Source organism: Streptomyces sp. S07_1.15 (assembly GCF_020739505.1).
Classification (GTDB): domain Bacteria; phylum Actinomycetota; class Actinomycetes; order Streptomycetales; family Streptomycetaceae; genus Streptomyces; species Streptomyces xinghaiensis.
On sequence record NZ_JAJBZK010000001.1, the window covers coordinates 1,777,003 to 1,792,898 of the forward strand.

Annotated in this window: 11 protein-coding genes; 1 reads left to right on the forward strand and 10 read right to left on the reverse strand. The window is 75.1% G+C overall.

The annotated features are described in order from the left end of the window. The 4 genes from LIX60_RS07535 to LIX60_RS07550 all read right to left on the reverse strand — a co-directional run bounded on the left by LIX60_RS07535 (position 1) and on the right by LIX60_RS07550 (position 6,868). A complete protein-coding gene (locus tag LIX60_RS07535; RefSeq protein WP_227957767.1) occupies positions 1-2,013 on the reverse strand; it encodes an ATP-dependent DNA helicase in 2,013 nt (670 codons plus the stop codon). 40 nt (positions 2,014-2,053) lie between these two features. Further along, positions 2,054-3,757: an IucA/IucC family siderophore biosynthesis protein gene (locus LIX60_RS07540; RefSeq protein ID WP_227962662.1), complete on the reverse strand. Its 1,704-nt coding sequence runs from the start codon at positions 3,755-3,757 to the stop codon at positions 2,054-2,056. A 196-nt stretch (positions 3,758-3,953) separates the two neighbouring features. Continuing rightward, on the reverse strand, positions 3,954-4,802 hold the full coding sequence (locus LIX60_RS07545) for a GNAT family N-acetyltransferase (protein WP_227957768.1): 849 nt from the start codon (positions 4,800-4,802) through the stop codon (positions 3,954-3,956). Continuing rightward, entirely contained in the window at positions 4,799-6,868 is a 2,070-nt protein-coding gene (locus LIX60_RS07550; protein WP_227957769.1) for an IucA/IucC family siderophore biosynthesis protein, read from the reverse strand. The genes LIX60_RS07545 and LIX60_RS07550 overlap by 4 nt, the downstream gene beginning before the upstream one ends. Before the next feature lie 501 nt (positions 6,869-7,369). Here LIX60_RS07550 and LIX60_RS07555 point away from each other — a divergent pair. Then, positions 7,370-8,539, forward strand: a complete 1,170-nt coding sequence (locus tag LIX60_RS07555) for a serine protease (protein WP_227957770.1) — start codon at positions 7,370-7,372, stop codon at positions 8,537-8,539. A gap of 110 nt (positions 8,540-8,649) precedes the next feature. Here LIX60_RS07555 and hflX read toward each other — a convergent pair whose 3' ends face one another. The 6 genes from hflX to LIX60_RS07585 all read right to left on the reverse strand — a co-directional run bounded on the left by hflX (position 8,650) and on the right by LIX60_RS07585 (position 15,805). After that, the gene (gene hflX / locus LIX60_RS07560) at positions 8,650-10,155 is read right to left on the reverse strand and encodes a GTPase HflX (RefSeq protein ID WP_227957771.1); all 1,506 of its coding nucleotides are present in this window, start codon (positions 10,153-10,155) and stop codon (positions 8,650-8,652) included. Between the two features lie 114 nt (positions 10,156-10,269). Next, on the reverse strand, positions 10,270-12,345 hold the full coding sequence (locus tag LIX60_RS07565; protein ID WP_227957772.1) for a bifunctional (p)ppGpp synthetase/guanosine-3',5'-bis(diphosphate) 3'-pyrophosphohydrolase: 2,076 nt from the start codon (positions 12,343-12,345) through the stop codon (positions 10,270-10,272). 150 nt (positions 12,346-12,495) lie between these two features. Then, complete coding sequence (gene dapF / locus LIX60_RS07570) at positions 12,496-13,386, reverse strand: diaminopimelate epimerase (protein ID WP_227957773.1); 891 nt, start codon at positions 13,384-13,386, stop codon at positions 12,496-12,498. 108 nt (positions 13,387-13,494) lie between these two features. After that, positions 13,495-13,950: a hypothetical protein gene (locus LIX60_RS07575; protein WP_105165548.1), complete on the reverse strand. Its 456-nt coding sequence runs from the start codon at positions 13,948-13,950 to the stop codon at positions 13,495-13,497. A gap of 106 nt (positions 13,951-14,056) precedes the next feature. Continuing rightward, positions 14,057-14,995 carry a tRNA (adenosine(37)-N6)-dimethylallyltransferase MiaA gene (gene miaA / locus LIX60_RS07580; protein WP_227957774.1) on the reverse strand — a complete coding sequence of 313 codons (939 nt, stop codon included), beginning with the start codon at positions 14,993-14,995 and terminating at the stop codon, positions 14,057-14,059. 93 nt (positions 14,996-15,088) lie between these two features. Next, a complete protein-coding gene (locus LIX60_RS07585; protein WP_043460819.1) occupies positions 15,089-15,805 on the reverse strand; it encodes a class III extradiol dioxygenase subunit B-like domain-containing protein in 717 nt (238 codons plus the stop codon). Between the last annotated feature and the right edge of the window lie 91 nt (positions 15,806-15,896).

Below are 15,896 nucleotides of genomic sequence, written 5' to 3' on the forward strand. Positions count from 1 at the left end.
TCAGCGCTCCTCCGCGCGGGCTGCCGCGTCGATGGCGGCCAGGGAGCGGCGCACCTGGTTGCGGTCGGTGGTGTACCAGAAGTCCGGCATCGAGGCGCGCAGGAAACTGCCGTACCGGGCCCGCGCCAGCCGGGGATCCAGCACGGCGACGACACCCCGGTCGCCCGTGGCGCGGACCAGCCGGCCGGCGCCCTGCGCCATCAGCAGGGCCGCATGGGTGGCGGCGACGGCCATGAAGCCGTTGCCGCCGTTCTCCTCCACCGCCTTCTGCCGTGCGCTCATCAGCGGGTCGTCCGGGCGCGGGAACGGGATGCGGTCCATCACCACCAACTGGCAGCTCGGGCCCGGGACATCGACGCCCTGCCAGAGCGAGAGGGTGCCGAAGAGGCAGGTGCGGTCGTCCTCGGCGAAGGCCCGGATGAGCTCGCCCAGCGTCTCCTCGCCCTGCAGCAGGACCGGCAGGTCCAGCCGGCCCCGCAGGTTCTCCGCCGCCGCCCGCGCCCCGCGCATGGAGGAGAACAGGCCGAGGGTCCGCCCGCCGGCCGCCTCCACCAACTCCGCGAGTTCGTCGAGCATGTCTCCGCGGCCGCCGTCCCGTCCGGGCTGCGACAGATGCTGGGCGACGTAGAGGATGCCCTGCCGCGGATAGTCGAAGGGCGAACCGACGTCGACGCCCTTCCACTGCGGCACCGGCTCGGCGTCCCCCTCCCCGTCCCCGTCCCCATCCTCCGCGGCGACCGCAGCCGTGCCCTCCCGGGGCAGGCCCAGCGAGGCCGCGACGCCGTTGAAGTCGCCGCCGAGCCGGAGGGTCGCGGAGGTGAGGATCACCGAGCGGTCGGTGAAGAGCTTCTCGCGGAGCAGCCCCGAGACCGACAGCGGCGCCACCCGCAGGGACGCGCCGAACCGGTCGTGCCGCTCGTACCAGATGACGTCGTACTCGGAGCCCTCCACGATGCGCTCCGCCACGGCGTGGACGTTCTCGATCGAGGCCAGCGCCTGCTTGCGGACCGCGTCCTCGTCCTGGACGGACTTGTCGCGGGTGTTGCCGAGGGCCGCGATGACCGTGCGCGAGGCGTCGCGGAGCGCCATCAGGGCATAGCCGAGGTCCTCCGGGACCTCCTCCAGACGGCCCGGGAGGGCCAGCTCCATCAGCCGTTCGAAGCCCTCGGCGGCGGTCTGCAGCGCGTCGGCCGCCTTCTCGTTGACGAGCTTGGCGGCACGGCGCACCGCGCGGTTGACCGATCCGGGGGTCAGCTCGCCGGTGGCCGCGCCCGTGACACGGGAGACCAGCTCATGCGCCTCGTCGACGATCAGCACCTCGTGGCTCGGCAGCACGGGCGCGCCCTCCAGGGCGTCGATCGCGAGCAGGGCGTGGTTGGTGATGACGACATCGGCCAGCTTGGCGCGCTCGCGGGCCGCCTCGGCGAAGCACTCGGCTCCGTAGGCGCAGCGGGAGGCGCCGAGGCACTCGCGGGAGGAGACGGAGACCTGGGCCCAGGCCCGGTCGGAGACGCCGGGTGAGAGGGCGTCCCGGTCACCGGTCTCGGTCTCGTCGGCCCAGTCCCGCATGCGCAGCAGGTCCTTGCCGAGCTTGCTGCTGGGGGTGGCCGATTCGAAGACGTCGAAGAGGCCGTCCTCCTCTTCCTGCGGCACGCCCTCGTGCAGCCGGTGCAGGCAGAGGTAGTTGGAGCGGCCCTTGAGCATGGCGAATTCGGGGCGGCGGCGCAGCAGGGGATGGAGGGACTCGACCGTGCGGGGCAGGTCGCGCTGCACCAGCTGGCGCTGGAGGGCGAGGGTCGCCGTCGCCACGACCACCCTCTCTCCATGAGCGAGGGCCGGCACCAGATAGCCGAGGGACTTGCCGGTTCCGGTGCCCGCCTGCACGAGCAGATGGGAGCCGTCGTCGATGGCCTCGGCGACCGATTCGGCCATGGTGACCTGGCCGGGACGCTCGGTGCCGCCGACGGCGGCGACGGCGGCGTGCAGCAGCTCGGGGAGAGAGGGCTTCGTCATAGCGTGACCACCCTAAGGGGAGGGACCGACAACATCCGCCTCACATCCGGGCCAGCGGATTGGCGACGGTCCCGTGGACGGCCGCGTGGGGCCGGTCGGCCCGGTCGCGGTAGCCGTCCAGATGGAGCCGGTTGCGGTTGAGGCAGAGCCGGTCGATGCGCGGGCTGAGCAGATCGAAGGTCTCGAACCGCTCCTTGTCCTCCGGGAAGCGGGCCTGGTGCCGCAGGATCTCCTGGCGCACGAGGGACCAGAACTCGTCCTCCTCCACCCCGAGCTGCTCCTCGCAGAGGGGGGCCAGATAGCGGAAGACGCCGACGAACAGCCCGGAGTGGATGAACTGGGTGAGGAAGGAGGGCTCCTCCGTGAGCAGGACCTCCCGGGCCGTCTCCGGCATGCCCTCGTGCTCGGGCAGCGGCTCCGCGCTGATGTTGACATCGTCGACGAAGTCCTTCACGGCCAGCCGCACCGGTATGTCGCGCTCGTCGAAGACGACGATGGCGTTCTCCCCGTGCGGTGAGAAGACGGTGCCGTAGCGGTACAGGAAGTGCAGCAGGGGCGGCAGCAGCGCGGCGAAGAGGCGGCGCAGCCAGGCTTCCGGGGCGAGGCCGGAGCGGGACACGAGTTCGGCCGTGAAGGAGCGTCCCCGCGGGTCGGTGTGGATCAGGGACGCCAGGGTGCGGGCCCGCTCCCCCGGGTCGAGCTGCGGCAGGAGGGGCTCGCGCCAGATGCAGCCCAGGAGTTCCCGGTACTGGTACGGCACGTCCGGGAGCCGGTCGTAGACCGGGTGTTCGACGGTGACGGAGGCGGTCTCCCCGAGCAGGATGACCCGGGTCTCGTCGCGCAGGAAGGGGTCGTTGTCGCGCAGGGCGTGCACCCACGCGGTGACGGCGGGGGCCGCCAGGGTGCGTTCGGTCGGCAGGCCGCGCCAGACCAGGGTGTTGAGCACCGACAGGGGCAGTTTGACGGTCCGGGCCTCCGGGCGGCTGATGTTGAGGAAGGTGCGGATGGACTGCTGGGGCAGCCGGAGGTCGCCGTCCTCGGTGAGCGGGATGATCCGGGCGTCGGCGATGTACGGGGCGAACAGCGGTGCGATGCTCTCGTCCCACTGCCAGGGGTGGACGGGCAGCCAGAGATAGTCCTCCGGGTCGCGGCCCTCCGCGGCGACGGCGCGGGCGAAGTCCGCGCGGGTCTCCGGGGCGAGTTCCTCGGCGTAGAGGTGGTCGGGGCGGTCGAGGCGGGGGACGCCCCGGTAGGCGGCGAGTTCGCGGTGGACGGCTATCCAGGGGAGCCGCTGCGGCCGGCGGGCCTCGGGGGCCCAGCGCTCGGTGTCGCGGGCGGAGAAGCCGACCCGGCCCTTGTTGGCCACGAGCCACGGGTGGCCGGTCTGGTGGCCCTCCAGTTCGGCGTAGCCGAGGTCCGCGAGTTCGGCGGCGCTGAGCGCCCCTTCGTCGAGGCGGGTGTCGGCGGCCAGCGTGGCGGTGAGTTCCCGGATGAGGTGGCCGGTGGTGTCACCGGAGAGACCGAGGACGGTGCGGTGGGCGCGGGCGACGAAGAGCATCGGGTCGGCGGAGGGCTCGATGGTCTCGGGGTCCACCCGCCAGTGCCCGTACGCGCCGCGGCGGGCCCGGAAGCGGTAGGTGAGGCCGGGGGCGACGGTGAGCCGGTGGCTGTGCGGGTCGTCGCCGTCGGGCTCGGGGGTGAGGACCTCTTCGTAGGCGAGTTCGCCGAGCATCTTGGCGAACATGCGGCGGGCGGCGCGCTGCCAGGCGGCCTGGCGCTGCTGGGGTGTGGAACGCAATCTTGCTCCTCGGACGGCGGAACGGGGACGGGCCGAGTGGGTAGCGGGAGTTGCGGTGCGGGAACGGGATGCGGCTGCGGGACGGGACGGGACGAGGCGGGGTGCGGGACGGGTGTGCGGAACGGGGCGGCACAGACGCGCGTCACCGGGGGCCGTGCGGGGAACGGTCGCGGATCAGCACGGCGGCGCGTCTGCCGGGGAGGTCCACCTCGGCCGAGAAACGGAAATCCGCACGGAGAAAGGCTGCCACGGACGGTGTGTCGCGGAGGTCGGGTTCACCGACGACTCGGGTGCAGGATGGCCGATTGTCGAGGACGAGGCCGGAAACCGCGCGCAGCAGGGCGCTGCCGAGCCCGCGTCCGCGGTCGGCGGCGGTCCCCAGGAGGAGCCGGATCCCGGTGTCGTGCGGGCGGGTCGGGTAGCGGCGGGCGAGCGGGGCCAGATCGGCGCGGTAGATCTCCCAGTAGCTCATCGGTACGCCGTCGAGGAGGCCCAGGCAGGGGATGTCGCGGCCGTCCCCGCCGCAAGGGGCGCGGAGACGGCGGGCAGCCGCCTCCACGGGGTCCGCGGGGGCCGTGGGGCCGGCCCGGTCCCGGAGGTCACGGAACGCGGCGGCCGCGGGGTCGCCGAGCCAGCGGGCGAGCAGCGGCAGATCGCGCTCGGCACGGACCGGGAGCAGGCGGAAGGAGCCGGCCCGTACGGCGGCCGGTCCCCAGGCCGCGATGTCCCCGAGCAGCTCCCGGCAGGGTGCCGGGCCGGGCGCGCTCTCCGCGTCCGGCGCCCCGCCGGTGCTCCCGGCGGGGAGGCCGTGCGCACCCGCCGCCGCCTCCCGGCCGGCCGCCGGGAGGGCCGTGCCCCCGGCCGGTCCCTCCCCGCCGCCGTCCGGGGCCCCGTCCGGCAGGCGCAGGTCGACGGTGTCGGCCGTGCTGGAGACGGGCGGGTCCGCCGTGCCGGCGGGCCCGCCGGCGGCCCGGCCGTGCTCACCCGTCATGACCCGGTTGCGGCAAGGGGGTTGGGGACGGTGACGTACACGGACTGGGTGTCGACGGGGCCGGCGAGCTCGTCCAGACCGTGCAGCCGGGTGAGGAGGTTGGCCTTGCAGCGCAGGGTGGCGGACTCCAGCAGCAGGCGGGGCAGCGGGGAGACCGCGCCGCCGTGGCCGGTGCCGCCGCGCGCCGCGTCGGTGAGGAAGCGGCGGAAGGCGGCCAGCAGGATGCGCTCGTCGGCGAGCCGCTGGGAGCCGAACGCCCCGATGAGGCCGAGGACGTTGTTGATGCCCAGGTAGTAGGCGAAGCGCTCGTCGGCGACCTCGTCGGGGACGAAGGTGTCGCTCGCGGTGCCGATGCCGGGCAGACGCCGTTCGAGCTCCGCGCGGCGGGACTCCCGGAAGTAGTAGCCCTGGTTGTCGCGGTACCGGCCGCCCGCGGGCCAGCCCTCCGCGTCCAGCAGGACGAGGGTGTTCTGCTGGTGGGCCTCCAGCGCGACCCCCGCCGTGGCGTCCAGCCACAGCACGGGGCGGACGACGGCCTCCAGGTAGCGCAGGAACCACTCGGTGGCGACGGCCGCCGACGGCCGGCCCGTACGGGCGGCGAGACCGCCGAGCACCTGGGCGAGGCGGGAGCGCACGGCCGGGACGCCCCGGTCGCCGCGGCCCGGCCAGGGGCGCGGGGAGACGAGCCCGGCGACGCAGACGGCGTCGTCCCCGGGGCGGAACGGGTTGTGCCGGATCACCGCGTCGAGGCCCGGTACCGGCTCGCCGCCCGGACCGCGCACGGCCAGCCAGGCGGGGTCGCGGACGATGTCGAACGACGGATGCGCGCTGTGCCACCGCTCCCCCAGACCAGTGCGGAGCAGCCGGTGCACCTCGACGCCGCGCCGCAGCTCCTTGGGGAGGTTCTCCCGGCGGGAGTTGGTGATCCGCAGGCCGAGGGAGAGCTTGAGCATCGCGGGGGCGTCCGGCCGGTACACGGTCCGCAGGGAGGAGGTCGGGTGCCAGACCGGGCCGTGCGCGCCGAGGTCGTGCAGCAGACCGCGGTCGAACAGCTCGGCGACGGCCGGGAGATGCCGGACGGCGTGCGCCTGCCAGGGGTGCAGCGGCAGCGGCACGGTGCCCTCCGGGAGCACGGCGCCGGGGCCGGCCAGGCGTTCGGCGAGCCGTTCGGCCGGGACGGTCCGGCCGCGTTCGGTCCAGGCCGAGTCGGCGGCCAGTACGGACGGGTCGGCGGCCAGCCAGTGCAGCGCGAAGGCACCGCGCAGTTCGGGCGAGCAGACGCCCGCCTCGGCGTCGGAGAGCCCTTCGCGGCTCTTGGGTGTGGGATGCAGCGGGTGGCCGAGCAGCAGGGCCTGCTCCCCGTCGAGAAAGCGCGCGGTTCCGGGCGGGGTCTCCGGGTCCGCCCGCCGGGCGGTGAGGAACCCGGCGGTACGGCGTACGGAGTCGGCGACGCGCCCCACGAGGTCGGCCCCGTCACCCGGGACGGACCGGCCCCGGGCGCCGTACCGCGCCTCACGGACCAGCAGCGCGGCGAGCGTCACCGCGTCCACGGGCGGGGAGTCCTCCGGCGCGCCGACCAGGACGGGAGTGCCGAACCGGTGCCAGCCGCAGGCCGACCAGTGGTGCACCGGCACCCGGAGCGCGGTGCCGCAGGCCGTGAGCGGGATGCGGAGGGTGTCCCCGGCCGGGGCCGTGGTGCCGGTCTCCCGGACCCAGCAGCGCAGCAGGTTCTCGGCGGCGGCCGTGTCGGCGGCGGTGCCGGGATCGGGATGGTCCAGCGGATCGCGGCGATGGCGGGAGGGCCGGTGGGGGGAGAGCCGGGGGCCGGCGGCGCCCTGGGCCGGGAGGACGGCGGGCGCGGCGTCCGGGCGGGGGCGAAGGCGGGCGCCGGCGTCCGGGGTGGCGGACGCCGGGGCCACCGGGGCACGGGCGGCGGTGTCCGGGGCACCGCCGCCCGGGGGGCTGGGCGGAGGAGTGACGGGCGCGGGAGTCACCGGCGCGGGAGTCACCGGCGCGGGGGCGGGGCTCGCGGCGGGCATCTCGGGCCCGCTGATGCGTACGTTCATGTCCGGTCCGGCGCGGCCGGCCCGGGCGGTGCGCGGTCCGGGGCGGTGGCGCCTGTCTCCTTCGTCGTCGCAGTCGCAGTCGCAGGGTCGCGGTCGCAGGATCGCGGTGGCCGGCCGTCCCGGAGCGGGCCGCTCGGATCGCCCGGACCCGCCGGAGCGGCCACCGGGTGACGGGCGGGGGACCGGCGGCCGCGTCCGCCGGCCCGGATCCGGCGCCGGGCGGGAGACGCCCTCCGCGCGGTGGTGGCGGGCACCGGCCGCGGGGCCGGTGCGGCGGCGCACGGTGATCGGTGCCCCGTGAACGCCGCCCGGCGTCCCCCCGTATACAACGAGGGCGAAGGGTGGAGATCACGGTCGCTGCGAAGATCCTTGGCCGTGCCCGTGCAGGAACCGGAGCCCCGGCCGGGTGCGTCCTGAGCAGCACGGCATAGTGGGAGTCCGACAGCCTTGTCGGCGTCCATGATCCTTCCATCTTCCGGATTTCAACGGGGAGTTCCACCCATGGCATCGATACGCAGGCCGGCGCTCGTCGCGGCCGCGCTGGCCGCCGTGCTCGCGGTCACCGCGACAGCGTGCGGACCCACGGACGACAACGCGGGCGACCCGGCCGCCGCCACCGCCGGGCAGGGCGGCGGCGAGAACGACCTCGCCCTGCCCGACGACCTGAACTCCCGGCTCAAGGAGCTCGGTCTGGACCTCGACAAGTGGCGGAACGGCGACTGGAAGAACTGGAAGAAGGACGACTGGCTGCGCGAGGCCAACGAGTTCATCAACCCGGTCATCGACGACCTGTGGAAGCCGGACCGGATGAAGGACGCCGGCGTCCCGGAGAAGACCGTTCCCACCGACGTGGCCGAGGAGCAGGGCGTCACCGATCCGACACCGGATCCCGTGCAGGCCCAGCGGGTGGACACCCCGTACCACCGGAACGCGGCCCCGGTCGGCAAGGTGTTCTTCGACGGCCCCGAGGGCTCGATGGTCTGTTCGGGCACCGTGGTGAAGGACCCGGCGAACCCCGGCAGGTCGAACATGGTCTGGACGGCCGGGCACTGCGTGCACGCCGGGCAGAAGGGCGGCTGGTACCGCAACATCGTCTTCGTGCCCTCGTACAACGACAACGAGGTACCGGCGGAGCAGATCGCCAACACCCCGCGCGAGCAGGTCGCCCCGTACGGCATCTGGTGGTCGGACTGGGCCTCGACCTCCCAGGAGTGGATCTCCCGGGGCGCCCAGGAGGGCGGCGCCGGCGCCCCGTACGACTACGCGGTGCTGCATGTGAAGCCCGAGGAGGGCAGCGGCAAGTCGCTGGAGGAGACCGTCGGCGCGGCGCTGCCGGTCGCGTTCGAGACCCCGTCGGTGCAGGACATCCGCTCGATGGGCGCCTGGGGCTACCCGGCCGCACCGCCGTTCGACGGCGTACGGATGTTCTCCTGCGTGGACGCGCCGGGCCGCCTCTCGCTCTTCCGGGACCAGCCCACCATGTACCGGATCGGCTGCACCATGACGGGCGGCTCCTCGGGCGGCGGCTGGTTCGCCTCGGTGAACAACGAGACGGCGCTGGTGTCGAACACCTCCATCGGCCCGGTGACGGGCGGCTGGCTCGCCGGTCCGCAGCTCGGTGCGGGTGCCAAGGCGGTCTTCGACTCGGTCAGCCGGAAGTTCGCCTCGTAGCGGGCGGCGCAGGAACGAACGGTACGCAGCGGAAGGCCCGCCCCCGGCTGGGGGCGGGCCTTCCGCCATACCGCTGTCCGTCCGTCCGCCGGGCGGCCGGATTCAGGGGGTCAGCGCTGTCCGGCGAGGGCGTACGGGGCCAGCTCGGCGGCCAGCTCCTCGTGGACCCGCGCCTTGAGCAGCGTGCCCTCCCCGGTGTGCTCCTCGGAGATGACCTCGCCGTCGGCGTGCGCCCGGGAGATCAGACCGCCCTGGGTGTACGGCACCAGGGCCTCGATGCCGACCCGGGGCCGGGGCAGCTTCTCGTCGAGCAGCGCGAGCAGCTCGTCGATGCCCTGGCCGGTGCGGGCCGAGACGGCGATCGCGCCCTTCTCCGTGCGCAGCAGCCGCTGGAGGACGAGCGGGTCGGCCGCGTCCGCCTTGTTGACGACCACGATCTCGGGCACGTCCTGCGCGCCCACCTCGCGGATCACCTCGCGGACGGCGGCCAGCTGCTCCTCCGGGACCGGGTGCGCGCCGTCCACCACGTGCAGGATGAGGTCGGCGTCGCCGACCTCCTCCATGGTGGAGCGGAACGCCTCGACCAGGTGGTGCGGCAGATGCCGGACGAATCCGACGGTGTCGGCCAGGGTGTAGGCCCGGCCGCTGGGCGTCTCCGCCCGGCGCACGGTCGGGTCGAGGGTGGCGAACAGGGCATTCTCCACCAGGACCCCCGCCCCGGTGAGACGGTTGAGGAGCGAGGACTTGCCGGCGTTGGTGTACCCGGCGATGGCGACCGAGGGCACCTTGTTGCGCTTGCGTTCCTGCCGCTTGACGTCGCGGCCGGTCTTCATCTCCGCGATCTCCCGGCGCATCTTCGCCATCTTCTCGCGGATCCGCCGCCGGTCCGTCTCGATCTTGGTCTCACCGGGACCACGGGTGGCCATGCCACCGCCGGAGGAACCGGAGCCGCCACCGCCCATCTGCCGGGAGAGCGACTGGCCCCAGCCGCGCAGCCTGGGCAGCATGTACTGCATCTGCGCCAGGGAGACCTGCGCCTTGCCCTCACGGGACTTGGCGTGCTGGGCGAAGATGTCCAGGATCAGCGCGGTCCGGTCGACCACCTTGACCTTGACGACGTCTTCGAGATGGATGAGCTGGCCGGGCGTGAGCTCACCGTCGCAGACGACGGTGTCCGCCCCGGTCTCCAGCACGATGTCGCGGAGCTCCACGGCCTTGCCGGAGCCGATGTACGTGGCCGGGTCGGGCTTGTCACGGCGCTGGATCACACCGTCCAGCACCAGCGCGCCCGCCGTCTCGGCGAGGGCCGCCAGCTCGGCCAGGCTGTTCTCGGCGTCCTGCGCCGTACCGGACGTCCAGACGCCGACCAGCACCACGCGCTCCAGGCGCAGCTGCCGGTACTCGACCTCGGTGACGTCCTCCAGCTCGGTGGACAGGCCCGCGATCCGGCGCAGGGCCGCGCGTTCGCTGCGGTCGTACTGCTCGCCGTCACGCAGCTCGTCGAACGCGTCACCCCAGGCGACGTCCTCTTCCATCAGGGCGTCGGCGCGGAGGCCGGCCGAGGAGGTACGCGCGAGGCGCTCGGTGTCCTGGGAAGGAGAGGAAGAGGGGGTCATTGGATCCTTACGTCGAGGGGGATTCCTGCCGGGAACAACGCCCGGGGCGCCCGGAGGATTCCCGGGCCCGCGGCCGTGCCGGTACCAGGATCGTCCCACGGGCCGGGCGGCCCGTCACCCCGGTTTACGGGCCGGTGCCGGGCTCTCCCGGCCCGTGCCCCGGCCGCCCGCGGGCTCCTGCGGCGGCCGGGCGGAGCCGTCGGCGGGGACGGCGCCGGCTCCGGGGGCGGAGCCGCGGGGCAGCGCCCTGGCGGCGCGCGGCGCCCCCTCGGCCGGCCCGCCGAGCCGGCTGACGTCGTAGACCCCGGGCACCTTCCGCATCGCCCGCACCAGCGCGGGCAGCGCGGCCGGGCCGGCGAGCCGCAAGGTGTAGGTGTGCCGGACCCGCTGCTCGTGCGGGGGTTCGACGCGGGCCGAGACGACGGCGGCGCCCTGCTGGGCGATGGCCTCGGTGAGCTCGGCGAGGAGGCGGGGCCGGCCGAACGCCTCGGCGAGCAGGGTGACCCGGCAGCCGCCGGCCGGCCCGCCGCCCCGCGTCCCGTGCGGCGGGCCGGCCGCGTCCGGGTCCGCGGGCCCGGCGGGACGGCTCCGGGCCGTCTCCCGGACGGCGGCCGCCGGGTGCGCCGCCAGCCAGCCGCTGATGGCGATGCGCGCGGCGGGGGTCCGGGCGCACTCCAGCCACTCGGGGGACGGGCCCGCGGCTCCGTCCTGCGACGCCATGAGGAGCTGGAGGGTGTCGCCGTCGCGCAGCACGCTGGCCAGCGACACGAGCCGGCCGTTGACCCGGGCGCCGATGCAGGAGTGCGCGCCGCCGCCGTGCAGCGCGTAGGCGGCGTCCACACAGCTGGCGCCGGCGGGGAGGACCACCGTGGCCCCGCCCGCTTCGCAGACCGTGATCTCGCGGTCCTCGGCGAGCTCCTCGCGGAGCGAGGCCCAGAAGGTGTCGGGGTCCGGGGTGTCCCGCTGCCATGCGAGCAGCCGGGAGAGCCAGCCCGGCCGGGTCGGGTCGGCGCGCTCGCCGTCCGGGGCCTCGGCGCCCTCCTGGCCGCCGTCCGCGGTGTACGGATTGCCCAGCGCCACCACGCCCGCCTCGGCCACCCGGTGCATCCGGTGGGTGCGCACCAGGACCTCGGTGACCTCGCCGTCCTGCCGGGCGGCGACGGCTGTGTGCAGCGACTGGTAGAGGTTGAACTTGGGCGCCGCGATGAAGTCCTTGAACTCGGAGACCACCGGAGTGAAGCAGGTGTGCAGTTCGCCGAGGACGGCGTAGCAGTCGGCGTCCTCGGCGACCAGGACGAGCAGCCGGCCGAAGTCGGCCCCGGTCAGCTCACCGCGCCCCAGCCGCACCCGGTGGACGGAGACCAGGTGCCGCGGGCGGACGTGGACCTCGGCGGCGATGCCTGCCTCCCGCAGCACCGCGCGCACCCGCTCGGCGGTGGCCTCCAGCGGGCCGGGGCGGGCCGTGCGCTCCCGGACCAGGCGGCGGGTGCGCTCGTACGCCTCGGGGTGCAGCACCGCGAAGACCAGGTCCTCCAGCTCGGTCTTGAGGGCGTGCACGCCGAGGCGCTCGGCGAGCGGGATGAGGACGTCCCGGGTGACCCGGGCGATCCGGGCCTGCTTCTCGGGGCGCATGACGCCGAGGGTGCGCATGTTGTGCAGCCGGTCGGCGAGTTTCACCGACATCACCCGGACGTCGTTGCCGGTGGCGACCAGCATCTTGCGGAAGGTCTCGGGTTCGGCGGCGGCGCCGTAGTCGACCTTCTCCAGCTTGGTGACGCCGTCGACGAGGTAGCGCACCTCCGCGCCGAACTCCTCGCCCACCTGCTCCAGGGTGACGTCGGTGTCCTCGACGGTGTCGTGCAGCAGGGAGGCGGTCAGCGTCGTGGTCTCGGCGCCGAGTTCGGCGAGGATCAGGGTGACGGCGAGCGGGTGCGTGATGTACGGCTCGCCGCTCTTGCGGGTCTGCCCCCGGTGCGAGGACTCGGCCAGGAGGTACGCGCGGCGCAGCGGGTCGAGGTCGGCGCCGGGGTGGTGGGCGCGGTGGACCTTGGCCACGTGCTCGATGGCGTCCGGCAGCGGGTGCCGGGGGGCCGGGCCGCGGAGCGCCGCGTGGCCGAGCCTGCGCAGGTCGATGCGGGAGCGCCCGCGCCTGCGGACGGGAGGGACGGGTCTCATGGGCTCCGCGCACATGGGCACCTCCGGCGACTCGGCCGGCCGGGGCGGTCCCCCGTGCCCCGGAGGCCGGCGGGCGCCCGGGCCGGCGCCTGATGCCACGACCCCATCACGGAGTGCCGGGCGGCTGTCGCTCTCCGTGGCTCACGCCACCCGATCGAGCGAAGATCAGGGGAGAACGGCCGCGAGCCAGCGGGCGTCGAGGGTGCCCTCGGCCACGATCTCGGCGGGGCCGGTCATCTCGACGGCGCCGTCGGGGTGTTCGGTGATCACCAGCCGTCCGCCGGGGACATCCACGGTGTACGTGGCGGGACGTCCGGTGACCGCCGGGTCGGCGCCGTCCCGGCGGGCCGCCGCGACCATCACGGCGCAGGCGCCGGTGCCGCAGGACCGGGTCTCGCCGGACCCGCGCTCGTGGACGCGCATCGCCACATGGCGCGGGCCCCGGTCGGCGACGAACTCCACGTTCGCGCCCTCGGGGTAGGCGGCGGCGGGCGTCACCCGCGGCGGGTCGAGCAGCGGCCCGGCGTGAGCCAGGTCCTCGACGAACGCCACGGCGTGCGGATTGCCCATGTTGACGTTGCGGGCGGGCCGGCGGTGCCCGTCCACCGTCACCGACACCTCGCCCGCGGGCAGCAGCGCGCGGCCCATGCCGACCGTGATGTCGCCCGGCGTGCCGTCGTCCGCGGTCTTGGCGATGTGCACCCGGCGCACACCGGCGCGAGTGGCCAGGGCGAGATCGCCCTCGGCCGCGAGCCCGGCGCGCTGCAGATAGCGGGCGAACACCCGGACGCCGTTGCCGCACATCTCCGCGACGCTGCCGTCGCTGTTGCGGTAGTCCATGAACCACTCGGCCTCACCGGCCATACCGGCGGCGTCGGGGTGGGCGGCGGAGCGTACGACGTGCAGCAGTCCGTCGCCGCCGATGCCGGCCCGCCGGTCGCACAGCCGGGCGACGGCCGCCGGGGGGAGGTCGAGACGGTTCTCCGGGTCGGGCAGGATCACGAAGTCGTTCTCGGTGCCGTGGCCCTTGAGAAAGGCGAGGGGTGCGGTGCTCACGTCTCCGATCCTACGGCCCCCGGGGGCCGCCCGCGCCGGTGGTCCTCCCCCGCAATCCCCACAGCCCCCGCGGCCCCCGCGGCACGGGAGCGCCGGGCGGGGAGCCGGTCAGCGCAGCCGGGCCACCCGCCACAGGCAGAGCAGGGCCACCGTGACGACGAAGAGGGCGTAGAGGCCGGCGATCCGCCAGTCCGGCCGGCCGCCGGAACCGGGGGCCGGCAGACCGGGCCAGGTGAGTCCAGCCCGGCGGGCCGCCATCACACCCCAGCCCGCGGCGCAGCAGCTGATGAGCAGACCGAGCATGGCCACGACCGCGCCGCCGTCGCCGAAGGCGAAGGCCAGCGGGAAGGCGAACATCAGGGAGCCGACGGCCGCCAGCACCACGATCGGCGCGAGCTGCCAGATGCGCAGCCGCCGCTGCGGGCGGATCTCCCGGAAGGACTCGCCGCCCTCCGGAACGGCCGCGTCGTCCTCCGGCCCGTCGGGGGCCAGCGACGCCGGAAGGCCGTCGAGCCCCGGGGGCCCGTCGACGGAATGCGATCTGTCACGAGGGCCGGCCTCCATCGCCACGCGCCCTCCCAACTCGACGTCACCATGCGATCAGAGCTCGATGATGGCACGCCCGCCGTGCCGCCGAGGACGCGCGGAGCGTCCCGATGCCATCACGTGATCAGGCTGTGACCGCTCGTTCGACCAACGTCAACGCCTGCCCCAGGAGTTCCCCGCGGTGGTCCGCCGCCCCGCTCAGCCAGTGCACCCGGGGGTCCCGCCGGAACCAGGAGTCCTGGCGGCGCGCGAAGCGCTTGGTGGCGCGCACCGTGTCGGTGCGCGCCTGCTCCTCGGTGCATTCCCCCGCCAGATGGGCGAGCACCTGCTGGTAGCCGAGCGCCCGGGAGGCGGTGCGGCCCTCGCGCAGGCCGGCGGCCTCCAGCTCCCGTACCTCGGCGACGAGGCCGTCCTCCCACATGCGGTCGACGCGGGCGGCGATCCGGGCGTCGAGCTCGGGCCGTCCGACGTCCACGCCGATCTGGACGGTGTCGTAGACCGGTTCCGGCCCGGGGAGGCTGGCCGTGAAGGGGCGGCCGGTGATCTCGATCACCTCCAGGGCGCGGACGATGCGCCGTCCGTTCCCCGGCAGGATCGCCCGGGCGGCCCCGGGGTCGGCGGCGGCGAGCCGGGCGTGCAGGGCGCCGGGGCCCGATTCCGCCAACTCGCCCTCCAGACGGGCCCGTACGGCGGGATCGGTCCCCGGGAACTCCAGGGCGTCGAGCGCGCCGCGCACATACAGGCCGGAACCGCCCACCAGGATCGGGGTGCGGCCCGCGGCGAGAAGCCGGTCGATCTCGGCGCGGGCCAGCCGCTGGTACTCGGCGACACTCGCGGCCTCGGTCACGTCCCAGACGTCGAGGAGGTGGTGGGGGACGCCACGGCGCTCGGCGGGGGTGAGCTTGGCGGTGCCGATGTCCATGCCCCGGTACAGCTGCATCGAGTCGGCGTTCACGACCTCACCGCCGAGCCGGAGGGCGAGACCGACGCCCAGATCGGATTTCCCGGCCGCGGTGGGGCCGACGACGGCGATCACTCGGGGGGCGCCTTCTGTGCTCTTCACCGTTCCAGTCTCCCAAAGGCCGGGGGCGCGTCCGGCACCCGGCGGACCGGGTGCGGGGGCCTCCGGGGGCGGCCGGCGGCGGGAGGGGGAGCGCTACGACCAGGTGGCGACGTGGTAGCCGACCCCGTACGGAGCGTCGTCGTACAGCAGTTCCCCGTCCAGGTCCGCGCCCTCCGCCGCGCCGGCGAGCACCTGCCAGGGGGCCCGGCCCGCCGCCTTGAGCTCGTGGGCGAGCTCCTCGTCCACCGCCATCAGCGCTTCCGTGTCCACCTCCGCGAGCGCGCGGGCGACCCCGGCGTCGAATCCGGCGGCGCGCTCGTCGAGATAGCCGGGGGCCCGTACGGACCGGCAGGCACTGCCGTCCCCCATCACCAGCAGCGCGACCCGCTCGGCCCCGGTGGCGATCTCCCGGCCGACCTGGGCGCACCGGTCGGCGGACAGGGGCTCGCCGACACCGAGCCCCTCCACCGGGGCGGCCGCCCAGCGGGTGCGTTCCAGGAGCCAGCCGGCGACCGCCAGCGAGAGCGGGAGGACGCGCTCGGGGGCGGGCGGGCCGTCCGCCGGGCCGAGCCGCACCGCGCGGTCGACCCCGACCTCGCGGAAGGAGCCCGGGGCGCCCTGCGGATGGGGCCCGCGGCCCGCCTGCTCGGCGGGGCCGATCACCACCAGGCGGTCCGGGCGGGCGGCCGCCGGCACGGCGACGGCGTCGTAGCAGGCGGCCCGCAGTGCGTCGAGTTCCGCGGCGGCTCCGGCCGCGACCTCGGGAACGAGCAGCGGCGGACACGGGCACACGGCGGCGGCGACGAGCATGGCCGGAACCCTAGCAAGCGGACGGGCCCCCGCCCGGGGCCGCGACCGGGCGCCGGAGCGGCCGGTCACGGCCCCGGACGGAAGCGACTGG